At 68.6% G+C, this 24,326-nt stretch carries 17 protein-coding genes and 1 tRNA gene; 7 read left to right on the forward strand and 11 right to left on the reverse strand.

Translation table 11 applies throughout. The features are described 5' to 3' along the window. Positions 1 to 12 precede the first annotated feature (12 nt). A tRNA-Leu gene (locus tag LBC97_13915) sits at positions 13 to 98 on the reverse strand. 21 nt (positions 99 to 119) lie between these two features. Here LBC97_13915 and LBC97_13920 point away from each other — a divergent pair. Further along, positions 120 to 1,286 carry an AI-2E family transporter gene (locus LBC97_13920; GenBank protein ID MDR2567124.1) on the forward strand — a complete coding sequence of 389 codons (1,167 nt, stop codon included), beginning with the start codon at positions 120 to 122 and terminating at the stop codon, positions 1,284 to 1,286. 46 nt (positions 1,287 to 1,332) lie between these two features. Then, complete coding sequence (locus tag LBC97_13925) at positions 1,333 to 1,956, forward strand: hypothetical protein (GenBank protein MDR2567125.1); 624 nt, start codon at positions 1,333 to 1,335, stop codon at positions 1,954 to 1,956. A gap of 9 nt (positions 1,957 to 1,965) precedes the next feature. On the opposite strand, the gene rarD is transcribed toward LBC97_13925, so the two are convergent. The 5 genes from rarD to LBC97_13950 are packed head-to-tail and all read right to left on the reverse strand — an operon-like array spanning position 1,966 to position 9,225. Next, the gene (rarD, locus tag LBC97_13930) at positions 1,966 to 2,904 is read right to left on the reverse strand and encodes an EamA family transporter RarD (protein MDR2567126.1); all 939 of its coding nucleotides are present in this window, start codon (positions 2,902 to 2,904) and stop codon (positions 1,966 to 1,968) included. Next, positions 2,897 to 3,634, reverse strand: coding sequence for an NAD-dependent protein deacylase (locus LBC97_13935; protein MDR2567127.1), 738 nt, complete (start codon positions 3,632 to 3,634; stop codon positions 2,897 to 2,899). Before LBC97_13935 ends, rarD begins: the two co-directional genes overlap by 8 nt. A gap of 20 nt (positions 3,635 to 3,654) precedes the next feature. After that, positions 3,655 to 7,185: an error-prone DNA polymerase gene (locus LBC97_13940; protein MDR2567128.1), complete on the reverse strand. Its 3,531-nt coding sequence runs from the start codon at positions 7,183 to 7,185 to the stop codon at positions 3,655 to 3,657. Then, on the reverse strand, positions 7,178 to 8,761 hold the full coding sequence (locus LBC97_13945; GenBank protein ID MDR2567129.1) for a DNA polymerase Y family protein: 1,584 nt from the start codon (positions 8,759 to 8,761) through the stop codon (positions 7,178 to 7,180). The genes LBC97_13940 and LBC97_13945 overlap by 8 nt, the downstream gene beginning before the upstream one ends. After that, positions 8,752 to 9,225, reverse strand: coding sequence for a hypothetical protein (locus tag LBC97_13950; protein ID MDR2567130.1), 474 nt, complete (start codon positions 9,223 to 9,225; stop codon positions 8,752 to 8,754). Before LBC97_13950 ends, LBC97_13945 begins: the two co-directional genes overlap by 10 nt. Before the next feature lie 535 nt (positions 9,226 to 9,760). Here LBC97_13950 and LBC97_13955 point away from each other — a divergent pair. Next, a complete protein-coding gene (locus LBC97_13955) occupies positions 9,761 to 10,291 on the forward strand; it encodes a YbhB/YbcL family Raf kinase inhibitor-like protein (protein ID MDR2567131.1) in 531 nt (176 codons plus the stop codon). Between the two features lie 191 nt (positions 10,292 to 10,482). Here LBC97_13955 and LBC97_13960 read toward each other — a convergent pair whose 3' ends face one another. Beyond that, positions 10,483 to 12,378 (reverse strand): HNH endonuclease, encoded by a 1,896-nt coding sequence (locus LBC97_13960; protein MDR2567132.1) that lies wholly within the window; start codon positions 12,376 to 12,378, stop codon positions 10,483 to 10,485. A 1,066-nt stretch (positions 12,379 to 13,444) separates the two neighbouring features. On the opposite strand from LBC97_13960, the gene LBC97_13965 reads away from it, so the two are divergent. Next, entirely contained in the window at positions 13,445 to 14,920 is a 1,476-nt protein-coding gene (locus LBC97_13965) for an aldehyde dehydrogenase family protein (GenBank protein ID MDR2567133.1), read from the forward strand. Positions 14,921 to 15,007: 87 nt separating this feature from the next. Here the strand turns inward: LBC97_13965 and LBC97_13970 are convergent, their stop codons facing one another. From LBC97_13970 to LBC97_13980, 3 genes are read right to left on the reverse strand one after another with little or no spacing between them, the layout of a single operon-like run. After that, positions 15,008 to 15,358, reverse strand: coding sequence for an iron-sulfur cluster assembly accessory protein (locus LBC97_13970; protein ID MDR2567134.1), 351 nt, complete (start codon positions 15,356 to 15,358; stop codon positions 15,008 to 15,010). Positions 15,359 to 15,402: 44 nt separating this feature from the next. Next, on the reverse strand, positions 15,403 to 16,116 hold the full coding sequence (locus tag LBC97_13975; GenBank protein MDR2567135.1) for an alpha/beta hydrolase: 714 nt from the start codon (positions 16,114 to 16,116) through the stop codon (positions 15,403 to 15,405). Beyond that, positions 16,113 to 17,453, reverse strand: coding sequence for a M20/M25/M40 family metallo-hydrolase (locus tag LBC97_13980; protein ID MDR2567136.1), 1,341 nt, complete (start codon positions 17,451 to 17,453; stop codon positions 16,113 to 16,115). The genes LBC97_13975 and LBC97_13980 overlap by 4 nt, the downstream gene beginning before the upstream one ends. A gap of 31 nt (positions 17,454 to 17,484) precedes the next feature. Between LBC97_13980 and LBC97_13985 the strand changes: the two genes are divergently transcribed. Beyond that, complete coding sequence (locus LBC97_13985) at positions 17,485 to 18,117, forward strand: DUF3043 domain-containing protein (GenBank protein ID MDR2567137.1); 633 nt, start codon at positions 17,485 to 17,487, stop codon at positions 18,115 to 18,117. Here LBC97_13985 and LBC97_13990 read toward each other — a convergent pair. Next, entirely contained in the window at positions 18,110 to 19,141 is a 1,032-nt protein-coding gene (locus tag LBC97_13990) for a quinone-dependent dihydroorotate dehydrogenase (protein ID MDR2567138.1), read from the reverse strand. The genes LBC97_13985 and LBC97_13990 overlap by 8 nt on opposite strands. Positions 19,142 to 19,174: 33 nt before the next feature. On the opposite strand from LBC97_13990, the gene LBC97_13995 reads away from it, so the two are divergent. Both LBC97_13995 and LBC97_14000 read left to right on the forward strand, forming a co-directional pair. Next, entirely contained in the window at positions 19,175 to 20,617 is a 1,443-nt protein-coding gene (locus tag LBC97_13995) for a leucyl aminopeptidase (protein ID MDR2567139.1), read from the forward strand. Between the two features lie 297 nt (positions 20,618 to 20,914). Next, a partial coding sequence (locus tag LBC97_14000; protein MDR2567140.1) for a choice-of-anchor M domain-containing protein occupies positions 20,915 to 24,326 on the forward strand: 3,412 nt, incomplete at its 3' end.

A 24,326-nucleotide genomic window follows, 5' to 3' on the forward strand; every position in this document is an offset into this window, starting at 1 on the left:
GCAAGGGTTCGGTGTCCGAGGGGGGACTTGAACCCCCATGCCCCGTAAAGGGCACTAGCACCTCAAGCTAGCGCGTCTGCCTATTCCGCCACTCGGACTGGTAGCCAAGACAAGATACCATGGCCCGTCGGTTCGACCAGGAGCGGCGGCTGGTCCAAACTTGGAGGGTGCAAAACACGTCGCCCCAGTTGGACGGCGTTCCGCGCTGGCTGCAGGTTGGCGCCGGGAACGCCTGGCGCATGCTGGTGCTTCTGGCCGCGGTTTACATAGCCGGGCGGGGCGTCATGGAAGTCGAACTCGTGGCCGTCGCCCTGTTCGTCTCCTTCGTCATCACATCCGTGCTCCGCCCGCTGGTGAACCTGCTGGACCGCATCCGCTGGATGCCGCGGCCGCTGGCCACCGGGATGGGCTTCATTGTCGCGGTCGGCGTGATCGGGGGGATCGGCACCTTTGTGGGCGTCAGCGTCGCCAACCAGATACCGCGCCTGACCGACGAGCTCATCAACGGGATCGACGCGATCAACGAGATGCTCTCCAGGTTGCCCGCCCCCTTTGACGACCTGGACCTGGGCTCATTGGGCGAGACGGTTTCAAACTGGATCCGCGAAAACTCCTCGACACTGGTCGGCGAGGTCATCACGCGGTTCGGCGTGGTCGCCGAAGTCCTGACCGCGTTGATCCTGGCCCTGTTCTGCTCGGTCTTCTTCATCAATTCCGGCACCTCGATCTGGCAATGGCTGCTAAGCCAGTTCCGCTCCGAAACCGCCGCCAAGCTCGACGCGGCGGGGCTGGCCGCCTGGACCACCTTCTCCGGGTACACCCGGGGAATCGTCATAGTGGGCGTCACCAACGGACTGTTCGCCGGCCTCGCCCTTGCCTTTATGGGGATTCCCCTCGCCACGCCGATCGGCGTCCTGGTTTCGATGGGCACATTCATCCCCTACGTCGGCTCGGCCATCGCCATGACGGTCGCCATCGTGGTGGCGCTCGCCGCCAAAGGCCCCTGGTGGGCGCTGGCGGTGGTGGCGCTGGTGGTGCTGATCGGCCAGATCGAGGGCCACCTCCTACAGCCGCTGATCATGTCCAAGCAGGTCCGCCTGCATCCGGTGGCCGTGGCCGTGGCCGTGGTGGCGGGCGCCCTGACCGCCGGCGTGGTCGGCGCGATCGTGGCGGTCCCGGCCGTGGCGGTCTGCTGGGCCGTCTTCTCCCGCCTCCGCGCAATCAGCGCCGAATTGACCGGCGAGTTGGAGGAACCGCCCAAAGCCGCGGGTAAAGCCTCAAGTTGATGTGACCTACATCACACATTGAATTGGCGTGTGCCATGATTGTCGAATGAAGCTGCGCAACGCCTTGGCCATTGGGGCCGGACTGGCGGCAGCCGGGACCATCGTCGTGGGGTCCAGACTGCATCGCGGCTGGGGAGCGACCCCTCAAGAACGGAGCGCGCCACTGCCCGGCGACGAACTAGTCCCAAGCCCAGTTTTTCGCTCAACCCGAGCGATCACCATTCAATCCCCGCCCGAATCGGTCTGGCCCTGGCTGGTCCAGATGGGCACCGGGCGGGCCGGCTGGTACTCCTCCGATTCGCTGATCTCCCGGTTCTCGTCAGCGCCCATCGTCTCCGCGTCAACCATCATCCAGGACCTGCAGGACCTCAAAGTCGGCGATGCCGTCGACCTGATCGACACGATGGTCTTCCGCGTCCACCAATTGGAGTCGAACCGGGCGATCGTCCTGCTCGCCGACGAACACCAGCTGCCGCTCCAGCCCTGGGTCAAGTCGTGGGCCTTTGTCATGGAGCCAATCGAGGGCGGCGCCACCCGGCTCCTGGTCCGCGAACGGTCGTATTGGACCCGCACATGGGTCGGATTCGCCACGGCCTTCACGAACTGGCTGTGGTTCCTGCTCACCCGCGGCCTCCTGCGAAACCTCAAGGCGCTCGCGGAGGCCACCTGACCACTGCCGCTACGGCGAGGCGGGCACCCGCCGGCGTGAGGCGGAGCGCCGGGAGCGCCAGACGGCATCGGCGGACAAGACGATAAGCGCCACCCAAACCAAGCCGAAACCGGCCCAGCGGACCGGCGGCATGGACTCGTGGAGGAACACCACGCCGGTGATGAACTGCATCACCGGACAGAAGTATTGGATCAAGCCGAGGACGGACAGCGGCAGGCGGCGGGCCGCGCCGTTGAACAGCAGCAGCGGCGCCAAGGTGACCGCGCCCAAGCCGACCATTATCAGCGCGTGCCACGGGCCGTTGGCGCCGAAGGCCGCCTCGCCGCGCGTCCCCAGCGCCACCGCGTAGGCCAACCCAAACGGCACCATGACCAGGGTCTCCACGCTGAGCGACGTGACGGCGGAGACGCCGCCGCCGACCCGCTTCTCGATGTAGCCGTAGAAGCCGAAGCTGAACGCGAGGGCCAACGCCACGGCCGGGAAGGAGCCGACGCCGAAGCCCACGGCGACCACCGCGACGGCGCCCACCCCGACTGCGGCCCATTGCACGGCCCGGAGCCGCTCGCCCAGCAGTACCACCCCCAACAGCACGCTGACCAGCGGGTTTATGAAATAGCCGAGCGCCGCGTTGACAAGTTGGCCGTGGTAAATGGCCCAGACGAAGACCAGCCAGTTGACGGTCAGCAACACCCCCGCCAGGCTCAGCGCCCCCAGTGCCCGCAGATTGGCGAAGGCCCGCCAAAGCGAGGCGAACTGACCGGTCGCCGCCACAATGACAAGCAGCATGACCGCCGACCAGATCAGCCGGTGCGCTATGACCTCAAGGGCGCCGGCCGGCTCCGCCAGCAACAGATAGAGCGGCAGCAGGCCCCAGAGGAAATACGCCCCGACCCCGAGGGCCGGCCCGGTCCGCCGACCGGGTTTGGGGCGATCGCGCGGGTCAGGCACCGCCCACCGGCCTGACCTCGATCTCCGCGAGCACCTCGCCGATCGGCTGGCTGATCATGAGCGCCCTCCCGGCGAGGTCGCCGGCGCCCACGGGTCCGCCTTTGTTGATGACCACCAGGCGGTCGCCCTCGAAGTAATCGACCAGTCCGGCCGCGGGATACACCACGAGTGAGGTGCCGCCAATGATCAGCATGTCCGCCCCAGTGATCGCCTTGACGGCGGCGGCGATCACATTACGGTCGAGCGGATCCTCGTAAAGGACCACCGCCGGTTCGATCACCCCGCCGCAGTCGCAGCGCGGGATCCCCTCGGCCCGGTAGACCACTTCCATGGGGTGTTGCCGTCCGCAGAGGGCGCACTGGTTGCGATGCGCGGAACCGTGCAGTTCGATGACGTTAACCGAGCCCGCGGTCTGGTGCAGGCCGTCGATGTTCTGCGTGACCACCGCCGCCAGGCGGCCCGCCCGCTCGAGTTCGGCCAGTTTGCGGTGGGCCGCGTTGGGGCGCGCCTCCGGGTGGAGCACGTTTTGGCGGTGAAACTCGAAGAACTCGCGCGGATGCGCCTCGAAGAAGCTGCGCGACAAGATGACCTCCGGCGGGATTGGACCGCCCGCCATGTACAGCCCGTCCGCGGACCGGAAATCCGGAATCCCCGATTCGGTGGACACGCCCGCTCCGCCAAAGAAAACGATCCGGCGCGACGCGTCGATCATGTCTTGCAACGGGCTCACCCGTCAGCTTTACCACATCCTCAGTGGAAATCGCGAGATTTGGTGGGCACTTTGAGGTAAAGGGGGTGCAGGTGGCCGGCCTTTATGCCGACCGTCCCGTCGTGGTTTTCCAGCCTTCCCGCCACCACCATGGCCGATGCCGTGCGGCCGACTTTTCGGAACCGGTTCCACACGTCAGCGGTGCAGATTATGTTGACCTGGCCCGTCTCGTCCTCCAGGTTGAGGAAGGTCACGCCCGCCGCGGTGCCCGGACGCTGGCGGTGGGTGACCACGCCCGCCACCTTGATCCACTCGCCGTTCGGATGAGAGGCGACCTGGTCGTTCGGGACCACCTCGGCGGCAGTCAACTGGTCCCGGACGTGGACGGTGGGGTATTCGGCCAAAGTGACCCCGGTGGCCCACATGTCGGCCATGGCCAACTCCTCGTCCGACATGCCCGGCAAAGTCGGAGCCTCCAAACCGGGGGTGGTGCCCGGCAGTTCGCCGGCCGCGCCCGTCGCGCCGGCCGCCCACAACGCCCTGCGGCGGTCGGGTTCCAAGTCCCCCAAGGCCCCGGCGGTGGCCAAAGACTCCATTTGGCGCGGCGTCAGGCCGCACCGGTGCGCCAAGTCGGTCAACGACCGGAACGCTCCGCCCCGCTCCCGCTCGGCCTGGACCGCCTCCGCTTTCTTGGCCCCAATCCCGCGCACCGCCGCCAAACCCAACCTGATCCCCAGTTCCGGGTCGCCTCTGAGGAGCTTCGAATAGGGTCTGTCCCCCGGCCCGGTCCGCTCCACCCGGGCCTGGGCCCCCGACCGCTGCACATCCGGCCCGCGCACGTCCAAGCCGTGACGGCGGGCGTCCGCCACCAGCGACTGCGGCGAATAGAAACCCATCGGCTGCGAAGCCAGAATCGCGGCGTAAAAGGCCGCCGGGTGGAACACCTTCAACCACGCCGACACGTAAACAATCAAAGCGAAGGAGAAAGAATGCGATTCGGGAAACCCGAAATCCGCGAACGCCCTCAACTGGTCGTAGATCCTGGACCGGGCGGCGGCGGGCACGCCGCGTTCCCGCATGCCCGCCATGAGGGCCTCTTTGAGGGCCTCCATCCGTTCGGTGGACCGCTTCGAGCCCATGGCCCGCCGCAGCTGGTCGGCCTGGCCGGCGCTGAAGCCGGCCGCCGCGATGGCCATCTGCATCAGCTGTTCCTGGAACAACGGCACGCCCAGGGTGCGCTCCAGCGCGGGGCGCACCAGTTCGTGGTCGTAGACAACCGGTTGGCGGCCCCGGCGGCGCTCAATGTAAGGGTGGACCGAGCCGCCCTGGATGGGCCCCGGCCGAATCAGGGCCACCTCCACGACAATGTCGTAAAAGCATTGCGGCCGCAGCCTCGGCAAAGTGGCGATCTGAGCCCTGGACTCGACCTGGAACACGCCCACCGTGTCCGCGGCGCACAGCAAGTCGTAGACCTCCGGGCATTCAGGCGGGATTGTGTGCATCTGCCAGCGTTCGCCCTCGGCGCGCTCGATCTCCTCGAACGCCAGCCTGACGGCGCCCAGCATGCCCAAACCGAGCAGGTCGAACTTGACCAGGCCGGCGTTGGCCGCGTCGTCCTTGTCCCACTGCAACACCGACCGGTCCTCCATCCGGCCCCACTGGACGGGGCAGATGTCGATCACCGGCTGGTCCGCCAAGACCATGCCGCCTGGATGGATGCCCAGGTGGCGCGGCAGATGCATGAACGACTCGGCCAGCCCCAGGACGTCGGCGGGAATGGCGGAAAGGTCGTCGTCGGCATCGACCGGGCCCGCGCCGCCCCGGCCCCACGGGACGTAGCGGACCTTGCCCTTGTGCAGATGGCCCCACCGTTCGACCTGCTTGGACCAGGCGTCCTGCTGGCCAGTGCCGTGGCCGAGCGCGCGGGCGGCGTCCCGCAAAGCCAGCTTTGGCCTGTACGTGATGACCGCGCCGACCAGCGCCGCCCGCTCGCGGCCGTAATGCGCGTAAACATGCTGGATGACCTCCTCGCGGCGGCCCGACTCGATGTCCAGGTCAATGTCGGGATAACCCTCGCGTTCCGGGGCCAAAAAGCGTTCAAACAGCAGGCCGTGGCGGACGGCATCCACGGCCGTGATGCCGAGCGCGTAGCAGACCGCCGAATTGGCGGCCGAGCCCCGGCCCTGGCAGAGGATCCCCTGCTCCTCGCAGAACTCGACGATCTCGCGCATGATCAAGAAGTAGCCGGGGAACCCAAGCTCCTTGATGACCCCCAATTCGTGCGCCAGGGTTTGGTAGGCCTTGGCGTTCGCCGGGCCGCGCGGGCCGTAACGCTGTTCGGCCCCGCGCCAAGTCAGCTCCTCGAGCCAACTGTCCTCGTCATGGCCCTTCGGCACGTAGGCGGGCGGCAGCTTGGGCGCGATCAGCTTCAAATCGAAAGCGCATTCGGCGGCCAGTTTGGCGGCGGTGGCGGCGGCCGCTGCCGCCTCCGGTCCATGACGGCTCAGGCGGGCCAGCATCTGCCCTGGCGAACGCAGCGCCGCCGTCGGCCCGGCGGGCAGATAGCCGTCCATCTCCTCCAGGCTGCGCCGGCCGCGGATCGCCGCCATGGCGCTGGCCATGGGGAATTGGCTGGTCTTGGCGTAATGGACGTTGCCGGTGGCCACCAGCGGCAACCGGGCGCCCGTCGCCAACTCCGTCAGGGCCGCGATCATGGCGGGATCCCCGGGGCTGTCCGAATCGGTGATCTCAACCGCCACGTTGTCCCGGCCGAACAAGTGGATCAAACGGTCCAGTTCTCTTCTGGCCGCCGCCAGCCGGTCGGCCGCGGGGCCGGTCCCGCAGGCGCCACCGCCGACCATCGCGCGGGAACCATCGCCGGCAACCGCCCGGGCGCCATTGCCGGCCATCCCCCAGGCGGCATCGCCGGTCATCGCGCGGGCGCCACCGCCAACCATCCCCCAGCCGGCATCGCCGGCAACCGCCCGGACGGCACCGGCGGCGTTGCCGACCGTCTCCCCGGTTGCGCCGCCGGTCACTTCCCGGGCGGTGCCGCCAGCGGGATTGCCGACAGCCGCCCGAACGGCATCGGCGGAGTTTGCCGCCCTCCCGCTGAAGGCGGACCGGTCCGCCAGGGCGCGCCGGACCGCGCCCTTCCGGCAACCGGTCAGGATCAGCCATTCGCCGCCGCTGGCGGCGGCCAAGGCGTCCAGGTCGTAGCGGGGCGGCCCCTTCTCCCCCACGGCCAGATAGGCCAGGGCGATCGCCCGGCTGAGCCGTTTGTACCCTTCCGGCCCGCGCGCCAACGCCAGCAGATGGGTTCCCGGCGGGTCGCTGACGCCCGGCTCCTCGGGGCCGCCGTCCAAGGTCAGCTCCGCGCCGAAGACCGTGGGCAAACCGACCTCCCGGGCCGCCTCGGCGAACTGCACCACGCCGTAAAGGCCGTCATGGTCGGTGATCGCCATGGCGCTGAGCCCCAATTTGGCGGCCTGGTAGGCCAAGTCCGCCGGTTGGCTGCAGCCGTCGAGGAAGCTGAAGGCGCTGTGGGCGTGGAGTTCGGCGTAGTCAGTCATAAACCCCCTCCAAGCGCCACTGGCCGGCCTCGCAGGCCAGCAAGGTAGTTTCCTCCCTGCCGCCGCGGTCGACCTGAACCTGCAGGTAAACCCGTCGTTTCGAATCCGGCCCCCACCATTGCTCAACCACCGGCCAGGGGCCCGCCCAGCCTTTGACGGCGGCTTTGTTCAAGTTGGCCGGGCCGGCGCTCAACTCAAGCGACGAGCCGACTTTGACCGTCTGGCCGTTCGAGTCGGTCAGTTCCACCGGCACCGGGTTCGGCGGCATCAAACTCGGGGACGGCTCCGGCACGGCGCCGGGCCAAGGCCGGTCGACGGGTCTGAGCGGAATGGTGTCCTCGCCCCATTCGACCAGCCGGACCCGCCCCCTGGGTTCGCGGCCGCCCTGCACCACCGGCTGGTAGACGCCGCGTCCCCCCAGCATGGTGTGGATCCGCTCGGCGCCGCGCACCGCCCGGGCGGCGGCGTAGCCGTTCGTTCCCCACAGCCGGGCCGAGCCCGCCCCGGCCGGATGGACTTCCTCCGCCTCCAAACTGAGCCGGACCAACGCGCCTGTCGGCAACAGACCGCTGCGCCCGGTCAGCCAGCCTTCAAGTTGCCAGCGGACCCGATCTTTCACGCCAGCCGCGTCGACCCCTTCCAAACGCCAGGTCCGCTCTAGCTGCTCGCCGGTTTCGGTGATGGCGCTGACGCGCAGCCGGTCATAGGTTTGGCCGTGCTGGGCCAATTGGTTGTGCAGGTCGCCGGCCAGTTGCCGGGCCGCCACAATGGCTTGGTCCACTCTGGTCATGGGCGGATCGGCTTCCAAGACGGCAATGAACTGCCGGGGCAGTTGGTGCCCTGGCGCCGTCAGAACGTCTTCGGCTCTGGTCAGCCTCTGCGCCCAGACCCCCACCGCGCCAAACCGTTCGGTCACATTACGGGTCGGCAGTTCGGCCAGATCGCCCAAGGTCCTGATGCCCAACCGGATCAGCAGATCCATCAACACGTCCAGGTTCTCGCCATTGGCCGTGCCGCCCAGGGCCACCCCCAGGTCGCGCAGGGGCCTGGGCGCCAGATAGGCCCGCGACTCGCCGCGCGGCACCACCCTGCCGTCGCGGGCGGCCAGGATCGCGGCCAGCAGGCCGTCCGCCACCCCGACCCAGGCTTCGGTGCCGATCTGGGCCGCTACCTCGGTCAAGAGCTGTTCGGCGAAGGCCTCGTCGCCGCCGTAATAGCGGCTGGCGCCAATGGCCGGGCAAAGCATCAGGCCCGGCCGCAGCAATTCGACCGCCGGCACCAGCGTATGCACCAGTGCGGCCAATTCTTCGAAGGCGCGGGCGTCTCGCACTTGGTCGGCTGGCACTATCACCGCGCCGGGGCAAAGCGAGGCGGCCGTGCGCCGCTTCATGCCGCGCCGCACCCCGGCCGCCCGGGCGGCCGCGCTGACGGCCTTGACTCGGTGGGCGTCAGCCACCATGATCGGCTGCTCGGCTGGCGCCGCCCCCGCCTCGATGGCCGCCACCACCGGCCAGTCCGGAATCCAGATCGCCGCCAACCGGCGCGCCGCCGGGGAATCGCCTCCGTTCATGGCCATGCCCCAAAACTGCCTTTGCAGACCAACTCAAGGTCGAACCGGGGCTGGCCGGCCACGCCTTGGCCCTCGCCTAGCGGCGCGCTGTGCGTGGTGCCCACCCTGACAATCAGTTTGGCGCCGCCCCATTCGCCGGTGGTGATCAGCCGTCCGCCGGTGAAACGCAACCGCGCCTCGATCCGGCGGCGGTCGCCCGCCCCCAGCTTCAACCCGCCGACCATCACCAAGCCGTAGGCGTCTACCAGCCCGGCCAGGACCCGGAGCGGCTGTTTGCCCAGGCTGGGAACAACCACGGTGCGGCTGAGGACCACGCCAGCCTGGGCCGCCGCGAGCAGACCCGCCTCCGGCAAACCGGCGATGGCCGCCCAGTCCTCCGCTCCCATGCCGGTCGCGGCCACCGCCCAAAAGGACGCCAGCGATCCGCTGACCTGGGCCACCGTCCCCGGCAAGAAATGTGGTCCGGCCAACTGGGCCAGTTCCGCCGAGGTAAGCCGCTCCCAGTCGGTCCGAAGGCTCCCGACAGCTTTTTCCCCACGTCCCCGCAGCCCCCCGCGTCCTTGTGCCCCTCCGCCTTCCTGTAACTTCCCGCTTTCCCGCGCTCCCTCGCATTCCCGTAACCCTGCGCCTTCCCGCGTCCCCTCGCGTTCCCGCAATGTCGCCGCGCCGCCAAAACCGGGGCTACGGGACGGCAGTGGGCGCGGAGAGGCCGTCCGAGGGATCTGCGAATGGAACTCCGGATTCGCGCCGACCGGCTGGGCGCCGGTCTTCGCCTCCGCCAGCCGGAGCATCCGTCTGGCCTTTTCCAGCACCGACGCTGGGGCTACCCGCTCAGGCAAAGAAGTGTCGAATGTCGTCACAGTAATCACCTCCCCAGCTACAACGCCTGTTCGACCCACCTAGTTAACTCGCTTCGTACATTTGTGTCAAGTCCGATCCGCTCCCGCCTTTCCGGATCCAGCCGCGCCCGGGCGCTTGCGCGGAGCCCACGGGTAAAATCTCCTCATGGACCTAACGCGCCCGATCCCACCCGATCCCTACTCACTCCTCCCCAAGGTGCCCTCATTCACACTCACCAGTCTGGATGTCACCTCTGACACTCAATTGGCAAGCACTTTCATCCAGGCGGGCGGCAACTTCTCGCCCCAACTGGCGTGGAGCGGCTTCCCGGAGGCGACCAAGAGTTTCCTGGTCAACTGCTTCGATCCGGACGCCCCGACCCCGGCGGGCTTTTGGCATTGGACCTTGGTGAACTTGCCCGCCTCGATCACGGAACTAGACCAGGGCGCTGGCGCGCCGGACGCGGCTTTCCAGGATCCGGTCTTCCAACTCAGGAACGACGCGGGCACTGTCGGCTACACCGGAGCGGCGCCACCCCAGGGCGACTACCCGCACCGCTACTACTTCGCCGTCCACGCGCTGGATGTCGAGACGCTGCCGATCGGCCCCGCCGCGTCCTCCACGGTGGCGGCTTTCAACGCCCTCTTCCACACGCTGGCGCGGGCCCTGATCGTTCCGACTTACCAAGTGAGGTAGCGGTCCCCGATCACGGGGCTGGGCGGATCGCCGTGCTTCCCGATGCCGCCACACCGCCGCCGCCGTCATCCGCTCGAACCTGCCGCTCCCGCCGTTGAGGCCGTTGAGGCCGCTACCAAAGCCGGCCTCAGGGCAGAGCCCGGCTGACGTCGGCGCGGAACCGCGCCAACACGCGGCTTCCGCAGTCCGCATCAGGGCAGAGTCCCGCCCCGCACCTCCGCGCCGCCGGTTCCCGCCGCCGTCAGGGCGGAGTTCTCCCCATGTTCCGGTTGTGTCCCAGGCGACCGGGTCAGCGCGGGTTTGGCAGCGCCGGCCAGGTTTTCGAGTTTGACGCGGATCCGGTCGTTCAGCATCGGGGTGCGAGACGGGTCTACTCTGGCCGGGGGAATCACCACCGGGTGGTGGTTGACAGGGTCGATCTCGGCCCGCCACCGGGTTGGGTCGTCGCAGCCAGGGAACCACCCGGTTCCGTCCGGCAACTTCACCGCCGTTTCCAAAATCCGGTGATGCCGATGACACGCCAGGATCAGGTTGTCCAAACCGGTGTTGCCACCAAGCACCCACTTCCGCAAGTGGTGGGCCTCGCACCCGTCCGGCCCGACCCCGCACCCGGGGAACACGCATCCACCGTCCCTCTGGTTCAACGCCACCCTGACCGCAGCCGGTATGCCCCTGGTCGCCCTGCCCACGTCCAAAGGCTCCCCGAACGACCCGGTCAGCACCGCCACCCACTCCGCACCGCAGACCAACTGGTTGATCGCCTCCGGCGACAATTCCTCTCCGTCCTCAAGCACCCCAACCGGGGCGGAAGAGCCGACTTGGTCCTTGGTCATTGTGACCACGATCCTGGCCGGCCTGCCCGCCTTCAGCGGGGCCCCGTCCTGCGGGTAGGCGTCCGCCATGGCCGCGAACGCGTCCATCATCGACGCGCCGAACGGGTCGGCGTCTCGCTGGCCCGAAACCGCCGGATCCCACAACCGGCCCGCGTCCGGATCGCCACCGTTGGCGCGGTCCGTCCGTTCCCGGCGGGCGGCCAGCGCCGCACCCTCCAAACGCCGTTTGATTCTGGCCCCGACCTCGACCGGACACCGGCCGCTGATCACCATCGCCTGACCATCCCGGCGGAATGACAAGAACCGCTCCTTGTGGGCTTTGTCCCGCTCACGGTCAAGTTGGTCCTTCCGGTCTCCGCCAACGCCAGCCCTCTGACGGGCCTGGTCCACCAGTTTGCGGGCCTTCACGGCCAGCGCCCTCGGCCCCAAACGGCCAGCCTCCCCGACCAGCCGAGCTTCCGCGTCACGCAAAGCCTGGTCTCCCAGCACATCTGCGGGGAAGTCGTTCAGTTCCCGCGCCACCGCCAGGGCCTGCGCCGGCGCCATCTCGCCCCGCTGGGCCGCCCCGGAAACCAGCTCGAATGGCCGCAGCGCCTCCCCTTGTTTGACAAGCTTCCTCGCTTGGCTCGCGGGCATTTTCCATTCCAGTTGCAGATGCGACTCCACGTCCAAACCCTCGATCTTCGCCGCCGCGCCTTTCCGCTTGGCTTCCTCCGCCACCGCTGCGGTCAACGACTCAGCCTGATTCCCGATCACCGCCAGCGTGTCCAAATGCGCCAGCAAATCCCCGGCGCCCAGGCCCTCCCGGCCCCTGGAGGCGAAGCGCGTCAAATGCGCCCGTGCCGCTAGCAAGTCCGCGTCTGCCAAGCCCGCATCGAGCAAGCCTGAAGCCGCCAAGCCGCACAAACCGGGATCTCGCGAACCCGACTCCAGCAGGTTCCAGTCGGCCAGGCCGCCGGCACCGAGAGCGGCACCAGACGGGCCAGACGGGTTGGGGGGATCCGACGCGGGCCGCCCAGCGCCCGGCGGGCTGGCCGCCAAGACACCATCCGCCGCCCAGATGACGGCCAAGCCCGCACCCCCCAAAATCCCCGCCAGCACCAACGCGACGTCCCGCGAACCCACCGCCACCAACTCGGCGCCATCCCCCGAACCCCCGCCTGCGGGGCTCCCCGGCTCCCGGTTGGCCGGGAGGACGCCGCCGTCGGCCCACCGGCCGGGCGCATGCCTAACGGCACTCTCCCCAGCGCTCACAACGCCACTCCGAACACGGCGCGCCGCACGCCTTCAAGCCCCGCTTGAGACCTGTTCAAAAGGCGGTCTGTCATACGTCTATACTACTCTCTGAGAGCGCCTGCGTCAACAGATCCGCAAAGAAAACTCCGGCTAGGGCACCGCCCGAGTCGAGGAGAACACGAGCATGGGGACCTGATCGCCCATCCCTACGACGCCTCGGCCGGCTGCGGTCAAACACCGCCCCGCTCAGGGCTCTGACAACCGCTGCGCCAACCATGGATCCAACGTAGAGGACGGGTCTGACATCATGACCGCAGTGACCGCCATCCCGCCCTCCCGTCGCCCACCAACCGCCAACCGCCAACCGCCAACCCCGAAAGGCTTCCCCACCCGCCCCCGCCGAGACCCGAGACGGCACCGAAACGGAACCAGCGGCATCGGCGGCCGTGGCGAACCACCTGAAAGCCGGGGCCTGACAGCGCAACGACCAGCGAATACGCTCGCCGAGGCAACGGTGCCTTCACCGCGATGGCGACCATGCAGGCTTCCCCACGGCAGCGGCCGGGCGCAAATCGCGAACCGGCGGAACATGGCGGCGGCATGGGCCAATCAGAGGGGGCCAGACGGCATCGGCGACCTTGGCGGCATCCAAGACGACGGCCATGGCGTTGCCCGCCGCAGCCCCGGCAGACCGGGATTTCGGGGGTTCCCGAACTGCGGGGCGAGTGCTAGCGTCGAAGGCAGCCGCGTCGGGCGGTCAATGCCCGGAAACGGATCTCCGGCATGGACGCAGGGGGCACCAGGCGCCGGGCCGCGCCAGCCGGCGGCCATGAGTCCACGACACCATCCCCCGAACTCTGACGGCCCCAAGAACCACTGTGGCCGGAGCCGCGCACCTTATCCGGGAATGGCGGCGGGATGACGCACAGGGCCACGGCTTCCCGCGAAACGGCGCGCTCGGGTGGCACCGCGCGCCGCGACTAATCCAGTGCGACCAATCCAGTCCGTGTTCAAGGCGGGGCGCCTCAATGACGAAAGCGCCCCGCCCAGGCACCCGGCTCCATCCAGAAAGGCATCCAGCGACATGGCAGCAAACAAGCCCGCGTACAGCGGATTCGACAAGCAATTCATAGCCGGCGAGTGGCGGGAGGGCACCTCCCCAAGGGAGGCCCCAGACACCGACCCGTACACCGGCCAGACCCTGACCACGATCAGGCTGGCCTCCAAAGACGACGTGGACCAGGCCTACGCGGCGGCAGCGGAAGCCCAGCGCGAATGGGGGGAGGCGCCGCCGGCCCGCCGCGCGGCCGTGATCGCGGCCGCCGGCCAAATCCTCGCGGAGCGCCAGGATGAGATAACCGACTGGCTGATCCGCGAATCCGGTTCGGCGCGCTTCAAGGCGGCCTTTGAGGCCGGGCTCGTGTCGGGCGCCGCGCCCCTCCAAGCAGTCATGCCGTACCGGGCGCACGGGCAGATCAGGCCGTCCGACGTGCCGGACACGGAAAACCGCATCCTGCGCCAGCCGCTCGGGGTGATCGGGGTCATCTCCCCGTGGAACTTCCCCTTCGTCTTGTCGATGCGTTCGGTCATGCCGGCCCTCGCGCTCGGCAACGCCGTGGTGCTGAAGCCGGCCAGCGACACCCCCATCACGGGCGGCCTGTTGGTGGCAAAGGTGCTCGAGGAGGCGGGACTGCCCCAAGGGCTCCTGTCCGTGGTGGTGGGCGCCGGCTCCGAAATCGGCGACTACCTGGTTGAGCACGAGGTTCCCAAGCTGATCTCTTTCACCGGCTCCTCGGAAGTCGGCCAGCACGTGGGCGCCCTCGCGGTGGGGGGACGGCGGATGAAACGCGTCGGCTTGGAGTTGGGCGGCAACGCCCCGTTCGTGGTGCTCGATGACGCCGACGTGGAACAGGCAGCCGTCGCCGCCGTCTTCGGCCGGTTCTTGCACCAAGGCCAAATCTGCATGTCAACGAACCGGATCGTGGTGGACGCCTCGATCTACGACCAGTTCGCGGACGCCTTCGTGGAGCACACGCGCGCCCTCAAGTACGGCGATCCGGCGGATCCGGAGGTCCTGGTGGGGCCGATCATCAACAAGGCCCAACTTGAGACGCTGGTGGCCAAAGCGGCGCAGTGCCGGGCCGAGGGCGCCGTCCAGGTGCTGGGCGGCGAGCCGGTGGGACAGGTGCTGCCGCCGCACGTGTTCACCGAGGTCACACAGTCGATGGTGCTGGCCCGCGAAGAAACGTTCGGCCCAATGGCGCCCATCATCCGGGCCGCAAACGAAGAAGACGCCCTGGCTATCGCCAACGACACCGAGTACGGCCTGTCCAGCGCGGTGTTCTCTGGCGACCTGGACCGGGCGACCCGGTTCGCGGCCAAGATCGAGGCGGGCATGACCCACGTCAACGACCAAACCGTGGGGGACGAGGCCCATGTCATGTTCGGCGGCGAGAAGAACTCCGGCCTGGGCCGGTTCAACGACGAATGGATCATCGAGGAGTTCACCCGCACCCACTGGCTGGCGGTCAAGCACGGCCCGGTGGGCTACCCCGTCTGAGCGCTCCCGACCGCAATGTGTGTCCCCATCTTTCGAAGAAATGACCGTCCCCGATTTGAGAGGTGGGGACAGACGTGGGTGGCGGGGTTAGCAGAAGGAGTTGCCGCAGGCGCAGCCCTGGCGGGCGTTCGGGTTGTCGATCGAGAAGCCCTGGCTGGAGATCGAGTCCTCGAAGTCGATCTTCGCGCCGTCCACCAGCGGGGCGGATAGCTGGTCCACGACCAGCGGGACGCCGTCGAACAGCACCACCATGTCGCCGTCCAGCGCCGAGTCGTCAAACCCCAGGTCGTATTGCATGCCGGCGCAGCCGCCGGGCTCCACGGCCAGGCGCAGGCGCAGTTCGGGCTTGCCCTCGCGGTCCAACAACTCCTTGACTTTGGCGGCCGCCGCCGGTGTCAGCGTGACGCCATGGGTCTTCTCAGTGGCGGCAATCGTCATAGCGAAACTCCATATCCTTTAGTCATTAGGTAATCAGGGTAACCTTACCCGGCCGCCAAATGGCGCGCCAGGAAGTCAGCCGCCAGCGGACCAGCCACCCGCGGCGCGCGCAACGGCAGGTTGTGACCCTGGCCGGCGATCTCAACCCATTCGGCGCCGGGGATCAGCCGCGCGGTCCGCTGCGACTCGTGGCGGGGCACAATGTCGTGGGCGCCCACCATGATCAAGGTGGGCACGCGCACGGATTCGAGCATCGCCTTGGAGTGGTTCGGCTGGCCGATCATCAGGCCCCAAACCGCCGCGCGCCGGCGGGCGGCGGCCGAGAAGAGACCGGCCGCGCGCATCCCCCAATACCCGGCGGTGATGATCAGGTTGGTGACCGGGCGCAGCGCGGCTTGAGTCGTGTTGCCGCCCATCAGCACCTGCGCGGCCAGCAACTCGGGGCGGTGAATGGCCAGTTCAAGCCCAATGTTGGCGCCGTCGGAAAAGCCGATCAGCCCGAAGCGGCCGTCGTAGCGGTACCGCCGCCGGTAGTCGAGCAGCGCGCCCAGGCAGTCGATGGCCAACTGCGGGATCGTCATGGGCGCATCCCCGATGGGCGTGGCCCCGTGCCCGCGCGAATCGATGGCGATCGTGGTGAAGGAGGACAGATAGGGCCGCAGCGGCTCAAAAATGGAGCAGTCCTCCGAATTGCCGTGCAGCAGCACCACCGGCGGCCCCACGCCGTCCACCAGGGCGTTCAGGTCGCCCAGAATCATCGCGCGCCCTGCGCCAGGTATTCCAGCGCCAGCGCCTCGCCCAGCACCGCGCGGCGCAGCATGGGCAACGACACGGACTCGTCGCCGGAATGCGCCCGCGAGTCTTGGTCCTCAACCCCGGTCAGCAAGACTTCGATCCCTGGAAAGACCTCTGAGATTTCCAACGCCAGCGGGATCGACCCGCCTTGGCCGGTCAGGACCACGGGATTCCCAAAGGCCTCGCCCAAAGCCCGCGAGACGGCCCCGAACGCCGGACCGGAGGTGTCGGTCTGGAACCCCGGCCCGCTGACCCCCTCCTCGATGGTCAATTCGGCGCCGAATTCGACCCGTTCGCGCAGGTGCCGCGCCACCAGTTCCTGCGCCACGGCGGCGTCCATCCCCGGCGGCACCCGCACCGAGAGGCGGGCGCGGGCCGCCGGCAAAATGGTGTTGGAGGACTCGTCCACCGAGGTCGCGTCAAAGCCGATCAAGTCGATGGCCGGACTCCACCAGAGGCGGTCGGCCAAAGGGCCGCGACCCGCCAGAGCCAGCCCCGGCACCAGGGCGGCGGCGCGGCGGATTTCCGCCTCCTCGACCGCCACGTCGCTGTGCCCGGTCGGCGTCAGCCCCCGGACCGCCACCGCCCCGGAGGAGTCATGCAGGGTGGCGACCAGCCGCGCCAACACGGTGGGCGCGTCCAGGAAAGCCCCGCCGAACATGCCGGAGTGGACCGCGTGCTCCGAAACCCGCAACGTCACGGTCAGGTCGGTGACGCCCCTCAGCGACACGGTCAACCCCGGCACGTCCGGCGCCGGGTTGTCGCAGTCCGCGATCACCACCACGTCCGCCGCCAGCCGGTCCCGGTGCCGGCGCAGCAGGTTCCCGAAGGTGGGCGACCCGGATTCCTCCTCGCCTTCGATGAAGAACCGCACGTTGACCCCCAGGTCGCCGCCCAGCGCCCGGACCGCGCCCACATGGGTGGCCACCCCCGCGCCGTCGTCCGCCGCCCCGCGCCCGTACAGCCGGTCGCCTTTGACGACCGGCTCCCAGGGGTCGGTTGTCCAGTCGTCCGCCACCGGTTGGACGTCGTGGTGGGCGTAGAGGAGGACGGTGGGAACGGCATGGGACACCCAGATTTGCCCGATGACGCCGGGGCCGCCCCCAGCGCTCACCACTTCCACGTCCTGGGCGCCCACGCCGGCCAGCAACTCCGCGACACGGGCGGCGGAGCGCGCCAAAACCCCCGGCGGGGCGGACGGCGCGGCATACGAGGGGATGCGCACCAGCTCTTCGAGGACCGCCACAGTGTCGGGGAACTGCGCGTCGACACGCTCTTTCAGTTGAGGGAGGCTAACCATGCTCCAACCGTAACCCCATAGACTTGATCCCGTGCCAATCAAGTCCAACAAGCCCGCCGTGAAGCTTTTCGGCGGCCTGAAGAAGGCCGAGCCACAGCCCGCGCCTGAGGCCAAACCGGGCGGCAAGGGCCGTCCCACGCCGAAACGCAAGGAAGCCGAGGCGGTCCACAAGCGGCCGCTGGGCGGCGCGGGCGTCAAGGGCGGGCCGGCGGCCAAGCCCCTGACGAAGGAGCAGCAAAAGGCCGAGCGCGCCAAAGCCCGCGAACGGTTCGACCTGGCGATGAAGACCGGCGACGAACGCTACCTGCCCGCCAGGGACAAGGGTCCGGTGCGGCGCTGGACCCGCGACTACATAGACTCGCGGCGCTCGATCGGCGAGTACATCGTGTTCGTGGCGCTGGGCTCGCTGATCCTGCTGTTCTTCCTCATCCAGACGGTGCCGGTCGTCGCGTCCATTGTCATGCTGCTCATGTACGTGGTCCTGATCGCGGTGATCGCGGACGCGGTCATCAGGGGGCGGAAGCTGAGGAAGGCGCTGATCGCCAAGTTCGGCGAGGACAAACTGCCGAAGGGCTCGGTTTGGTACGGCATCAACCGCTCGCTGCAAATGCGCCGCACGCGCATGCCGAACCCGCAGGTCAAGCGGGGCGAGTTCCCTAGCTAGCGGCGGCCTGCCGCTGCACGCGGGCCGGCCAGGCCGGCCCTTCATAAATAAAGGCGGTGTAGGCCTGCACCGCATTGGCCCCGGCCGCCAGATACTCCTCAACGTCCACGGCCGAGGTGATCCCGCCCACGCCGATGATTGTCCGCCCCGGCCCGAGCCGCCGCCGGAGCCGCCGCACCACCTCCAGGCCGCGTTCGCGCAGCGGCGGGCCGGACAACCCGCCGGCCCCCAGGTCATGCGCCACGGTGGTGTTGACGGCCACCACCCCGTCCAGGTCGAGTTCTTCGACCAGGGCGGCTATTGCGTCCACGTCTTCATCCGACAGGTCCGGGGCGATCTTGACCGCCAGCGGCACATGCCCGGAGCGCCCCTCTTTCGCCAGCGAGCGGGCGGCCCCCGCCCGCGCCGCCAAGAGGATCGGCCTGAGCGACTCGACGGCTTGCAGGTCCCTGAGGCCCGGCGTGTTCGGCGAGGACACGTTGACGACCAGGTAGTCGGCGTATTTCGCGAGGCGCCGGGCGGACAGGAAGTAGTCCTGGGCCGCCTCCTCAGGCGGGGTCACCTTCGATTTGCCGATGTTCACGCCCACCACGCTGTCCCGCCCCGCGGCCGACCGGCGCAGTTGCCGCAACGTCCGGGCCACGGCCGTCGAGCCGTCGTTGTTGAAGCCCATCGCGTTGCGCAGGGCTCGCTGGTCGAGCAGCCGCCACAGACGCGGGCGCGGGTTGCCGGGCTGCGGGAAGCGCGTGACCGTCCCGATCTCCACGAAGCCGAACCCCAGCGCGGTGAGGCCTTTGACCGCTTTGGCGTCCTTGTCGAAGCCCGCCGCCAAACCCAAAGGCCCGGGTATTGCCCGCCCGAACAATTCGGCCGGCCGGCGTCTTCCGCGCGCCCAGAAAAGACGGCTGACCAGCGCCCGCGCGGGGGCGAACTCCCCCATGACCGTGATCAGGCCCAGGGCCAGTTTGTGCGCCCGCTCCGGGTCCATCCGGCGGAAAAACACGTTGAAGATCAGGCGGTACACGGTCCTACAGGTTACCTGCCTTAGCATTGCCAGGTGACCAGTTTGACTCTGACCAGCGCCGATTTCCGGTCGCTTGACGTGCCCGTGGTTCTGACCGGCGCCCATCCCAAGGGGGGCGTGCCCGGCCTGGCAAGCGCCGAACTCCTGGCAGCGCTTGGTTTCACCGGCCGGAGCGGCGATTTGGCGCGCGTTCCCGCCAGCGCCGTGACCGGCGATTTCGCGGCCCAGGTGCTGGCCGTGGTCGGCTTGGGGGATTCGCGCCGGCCGGAGGACCTGCGGCGCGCGGTGGGCGCCGCGCTTCGCCAGTTGGGGGACGGGCCGGTCGCCTTGGCCTTCGACCCCGGCCCGGGCCACCCGCCGGTGACCGGCGACCCCGCCTATCTGGCCGCCATCGCGGAGGGCGCTTTGCTCGGAGCCGCCGATGCCGTCGAGTTGGTTTTGGCCCTCCCCGACGCCCGTGAGGTGGCCGGCAAGGCGGCCCGCCAACTGGTCGCCCGCGCCGAGGCGGTGGCTGGCGCCGTCAAACTGGCCCGCCGCCTGACCAACGAGCCGCCGAACCGGCTTTACCCCGCTACCTTCGCGGACCAGGCCGCCCAGGCGGTCAAAGGAACGTCCGTCAGGATCAAGGTCCTCGACGAATCCGAGTTGGCCAAGGGCGGGTTCGGCGGCGTTCTCGCCGTGGGCCAGGGTTCGATCCATACCCCGCGCCTTGTCAAACTGGTCTATTCGCCGGCCCGCGCCAAGCGTCACGTGGCGCTGGTCGGCAAGGGCATCACGTTCGACTCGGGCGGCTTGTCCCTGAAGTCCCGCGCGTCCATGGCGACAATGAAAAGCGACATGGCCGGGGCGGCGGCGGTGCTGGGGGCGGTGCGGACGGCATCGGACCTGAAACTGCCCGTCAAGGTGACCGGGTACTTGTGCTTGGCGGAAAACATGCCGTCCGGGGCGGCGGAACGGCCGGGCGACGTGATCCAGTTGAAAGACGGGCACGCGGTCGAGGTCACCAACACCGACGCGGAGGGCCGGTTGGTCCTGGCGGACGGGATCGCGGCGGCCTTGGCGGACAAGCCGGACGTGGTCATCGACATCGCCACGCTGACCGGAGCCCAGATAACGGCCCTGGGAAACCGGATCGCGGGCGTCATGGGGACGGACGCGATCCGGGACCAGGTGGTCCGAGCCGCGGCCGAGGCGGGCGAGGAGGCTTGGGCCATGCCGCTGCCGCCCGAGTTGATGGACGTGTTCAAGTCCGAGGTCGCGGACTTCACCAACGCGAACCTGGGCGACGCCGCCGGCGGCATGCTCAGCGCGGGGCTGTTCCTCAAACAGTTCGTGGGCCAGACCCCGTGGGCCCATGTCGACTGCGCCGGCCCCGCCTTCAACACCGCCGACCCGTGGGGCTACACCCCGAAGGGCGGCACCGGCTACGGCGTGCGCACCCTGGTGAAGTACCTGGAGACCGCGGCCGCCGGCTGACGCCGACCTTATCCTTTTTTTCACCTCCGCCGCTTGGGTGCGGCGCGCCGTGGTCCCGGTCGCCCCGGCGCGCCCGTTTCCGACATCGCAGGGACGGCTCGGCGGAGGACCACGCGTCTTCCGTTTTGACAAAGGGTCCTTTTGGCGTTTAGATCGGAACGATAATCATTTAAGTTCACCTACGGCCACCGCCGCCCATTGCGCCAAGGGGCCAGAAAGACCCTTGCAATGCCAGGCCAGACCGCGCAGTCCCCGCTTCCGCCCCAACCGCACAACCCAGAAAGGGAACCCCGACCGATGACCCCACTCCGGAACAAGCTGAATGCTCTGGCCGCAACCGCAATCGCCGCTGGCTTGACGCTGACCGGCGCCATTGCGGGCGGCACCGCCGCCCTGGCTGATACCGCCGGCACCATATCGCTGGGAGGCGTCGCCTTCGAGGACCTCAACCACAATGGCCTCAAAGACGAGGGTGAACGCGGTTTGAGCGAGGCTGTGGTCCAGTTCTCTCACCCGACGAGCGGCAGCATACGCAACCCGAGCAATCCCGTGTTCCCGCTCAGGGTACCGATTGCCGCAGATGGCACCTGGCAACAGGACGGTTTACCCACGACAGCCGAGGGGGAAACCTACTTGGCGACGCTCGTGTTCCTCGCAGGGGCACCGGGTCTCGTCCCCACGATCAACGAACTGAGGCAAACCACCGAGCATATGTTCCAGCGGAACACGGCGTCCGGACTGCATGTCGATCTCGCGAGCGATCTGGAGGTGGATTTCCCCTTGGCGGAGCCGTGGGAGCCGGAGCCGGAGCCGGAACCGGAGGAGCCGGACGCGGTGACGTACTTGACGGTGGGTCACGCCGATGTGTTGTACCCGGAAATCGACGCAGTTGACGGCACCAAAAAGCTGACGCTGCGCGCCCACGGCGATTTGATGGGCACGGTCGATTACGACGATTTGGTGATGGTCCACCCTGACGCTTCGAAGCTGACGCTGCCGGAGGTTTACACCCCGCAGGCTGATTACTCGTTCATCGGGTTGCCGGGCGCGACGGTTTGGCAAGCGGGCGAGGGCAGCGGGAACGGCGGCGCGTGGATTGGCGCGGCCGTGCAGTCCCCCAGTCTGACCGCGGCCGGGGTGGCGACAGATAGTGCGTTCTCTTTCCGGTTGGATGCGGTCACCGGGCCGGGCGGGAGCGCCGCGCCGGGCGATCTAGTGATGTGGATGGGTTCCGCGATCTCAAACGGCAACACGCTGTTCAGCACTATCAAGGGATTGCCGACGGCGTGGTCGCTGCCGATGGGAGTCCACTCTCACTTCAACTGGACCTACACCGCGCCCGGGGTGTATTGCCTGGCGTTCAGCGTCCAGGCGGACGTGCCGGGCGCGGGCCGGCAAATCGACCGCCAGCTCCTGACCCATGTGATCGGCTCCCAAGTCGACCCGGCCACGGTGGAACCGTGCGGACGAGGGATGGAATTCCCGGCGCGCCCCGAGCGGACGGTACTGGCGCCAAGCGGCACCGCCCCTTATGTCAGTTCCTCGGGCAACACGGCGTTCGCGCTCGACCTCACCAATGGCCAACTGGAGGCGACGTTCAACCAAGAAGCCACCTGGGGGGACGGCCCGGACACCGCTTGGGATGTGGATGATGTCATCTGGCACGCCGCGGCCGGCGTGGTGGCCCCGTACTGGTTCACCGGCAACGACAGCCAGGAGCGCTTGAGCCGGAGCAACACCTGGGACACGGCGCAGGTGGACGCAGCCGAATTGGCGGGTGACATCACCTGGGAGATCACCGCCGTGAACGGGCCGGGGGATATTATCGTCGCCGCTGAATTCGAAGAGTGGGCGGACCAGAAGTTCGACACCGCCCAAGGCGTCACCAGCCAAACACTGTGGCCGGAGGCGAAACGCGAATGGCTGGATACGCGGGTGACCCGGCCAGGCAAATATTGCGTCACCATGAAATGGACCGCCACCGCGGCCTCCGGTCAGCCCTTGGTTGACGAGGACGTGTTGACCCTGGTGGCGGACGGCCCGCTGGACCCGAACGGCTACCACATGAACTACGAACTCGGCATTGTGGGCGGTGACCGCATCGTCTACGACGGCGCGGTCTGGCGCGGCGCCGAACACGGCGCCTTCGACGCCACCTGCGCCCAAGACCCGGACTCGTGGACCAGGGCGTCCGAGGTGCCGCTACCGGGCACTGGACCGGGCGAAACCGAACCGGATACCCCGGCTTGGGAGGTGGCGAACTGGACCGAGACGGCATCGGGCGCCAAAATCCTCAACCTGGGCCATGTGGACGTCGCCTCCCTGGTCACGGGCGGCGCCCTGGACACCAAGGTGAAGGACACCACGCTGGAGGGTGTGGCCAACGCCACCAGCGAGGGAGCCTCCTGGCACGACCCAGACGCGGTGGTCTTCCAACTACTGCCGGGCGCGGAACTAGCGGTACCAGCGCTGCAACAATATGCCTTCCTCGGGGCTGAGGGCAGCCCAATCTGGCAAGTCTCACAGACGCAGAACGAAGCCCTGCTCTGGCCTGGTTGGTCGACCGAACACATCGCGGCGGGCGCGTTGGCGGGCGCGGTGGAGTGGTCGTTGACCGGCGCAGAGGGGCCGGGTGACTTCTTCTTGTACACCGCTGGCACTGGTTTCAACACCGTCGACGTCCGGTTCAACACCGCCGATGGCGTGGACGGCGCCGACTCGTTCAGTATTCCGGCCGCGTCGCATGTCCACGGCAACTGGGCATTCAGCGCTGAGGGCGTCTACTGCCTGGCGTTCGAACGCTCGGCCACGCTGACGGGCGGAACACCTGTCAGCGATGCCTTCACCCTGGCGGTTGCCGTTGGCCGGGCCGACCCGACAGCAGTCGACCCGGCTAACTGCGTGGCGGCGCCACTGGCCTCCGCACCCGCGGCGCCCGGCGCCCCCGCCGTCGCAGTAAACGGTTCGACAGTCGAGGTCTCCTGGGCCGCGCCGGCCGATGGCGGCTCCCCGCTGACCGGCTACACGGTGCAGTTGCTGGGCGGCGACGCTCCGCTAACACAGGACGTGCCCGGCAATGCGACCGCGGCTGTGTTCACCGGGGTCGCCCCCGGCACCTATACCGCAACCGTGGCAGCCGTCAACGCCGTGGGCGCCTCCGCGGCATCGGCGCCATCCCTGGCGGCGACGGTTGTCGCCAGTGGTCAACCTGGCGATCAGCCTGGGGATCAACCCGGCGACGAGCCTGGGGATCAACCCGGCGACGAGCCCGGCGACCAGCCTGGGGATCAACCCGGCGACCAGCCTGGCGACCAGCCTGGGGATGAGCCTGGCGACCAGCCTGGGGATGAGCCTGGCGACCAGCCTGGGGATGAACCTGGCGACGAGCCTGGGGACCAACCCGGCGACGAGCCTGGCGACGAGCCTGGGGATGAACCTGGGGACCAACCCGGCGACGAGCCTGGCGACGAGCCTGGGGATGAACCTGGCGACGAGCCTGGGGACCAGCCTGGCGACGAGCCTGGGGACCAGCCCGGCGAACAACCTGGGGACCAGCCCGGCGATCAACCTGGGGACCAGCCCGGCGAGCAACCTGGGGACCAGCCCGGCGAGCAACCTGGGGACCAGCCCGGCGATCCACCTGGGGACCAGCCCGGCGATCAACATGGGGACCAGCCCGGCGACGAACCTGGGGACCAGCCCGGCGACG

Source organism: Bifidobacteriaceae bacterium (assembly GCA_031281585.1).
In the GTDB taxonomy this organism is placed as follows: domain Bacteria; phylum Actinomycetota; class Actinomycetes; order Actinomycetales; family WQXJ01; genus JAIRTF01.

Coding starts and splice junctions, on each gene's coding strand:
- LBC97_13920 (MDR2567124.1), top strand. CDS start 120: ATGGCCCGTCGGTTCGACCAGGAGCGGCGGCTGGTCCAAACTTGGAGG.
- LBC97_13925 (MDR2567125.1), top strand. CDS start 1,333: ATGAAGCTGCGCAACGCCTTGGCCATTGGGGCCGGACTGGCGGCAGCC.
- LBC97_13940 (MDR2567128.1), bottom strand. CDS start 7,185: ATGACTGACTACGCCGAACTCCACGCCCACAGCGCCTTCAGCTTCCTC.
- LBC97_13945 (MDR2567129.1), bottom strand. CDS start 8,761: ATGGCCATGAACGGAGGCGATTCCCCGGCGGCGCGCCGGTTGGCGGCG.
- LBC97_13955 (MDR2567131.1), top strand. CDS start 9,761: ATGGACCTAACGCGCCCGATCCCACCCGATCCCTACTCACTCCTCCCC.
- LBC97_13965 (MDR2567133.1), top strand. CDS start 13,445: ATGGCAGCAAACAAGCCCGCGTACAGCGGATTCGACAAGCAATTCATA.
- LBC97_13970 (MDR2567134.1), bottom strand. CDS start 15,358: ATGACGATTGCCGCCACTGAGAAGACCCATGGCGTCACGCTGACACCG.
- LBC97_13975 (MDR2567135.1), bottom strand. CDS start 16,116: ATGATTCTGGGCGACCTGAACGCCCTGGTGGACGGCGTGGGGCCGCCG.
- LBC97_13980 (MDR2567136.1), bottom strand. CDS start 17,453: ATGGTTAGCCTCCCTCAACTGAAAGAGCGTGTCGACGCGCAGTTCCCC.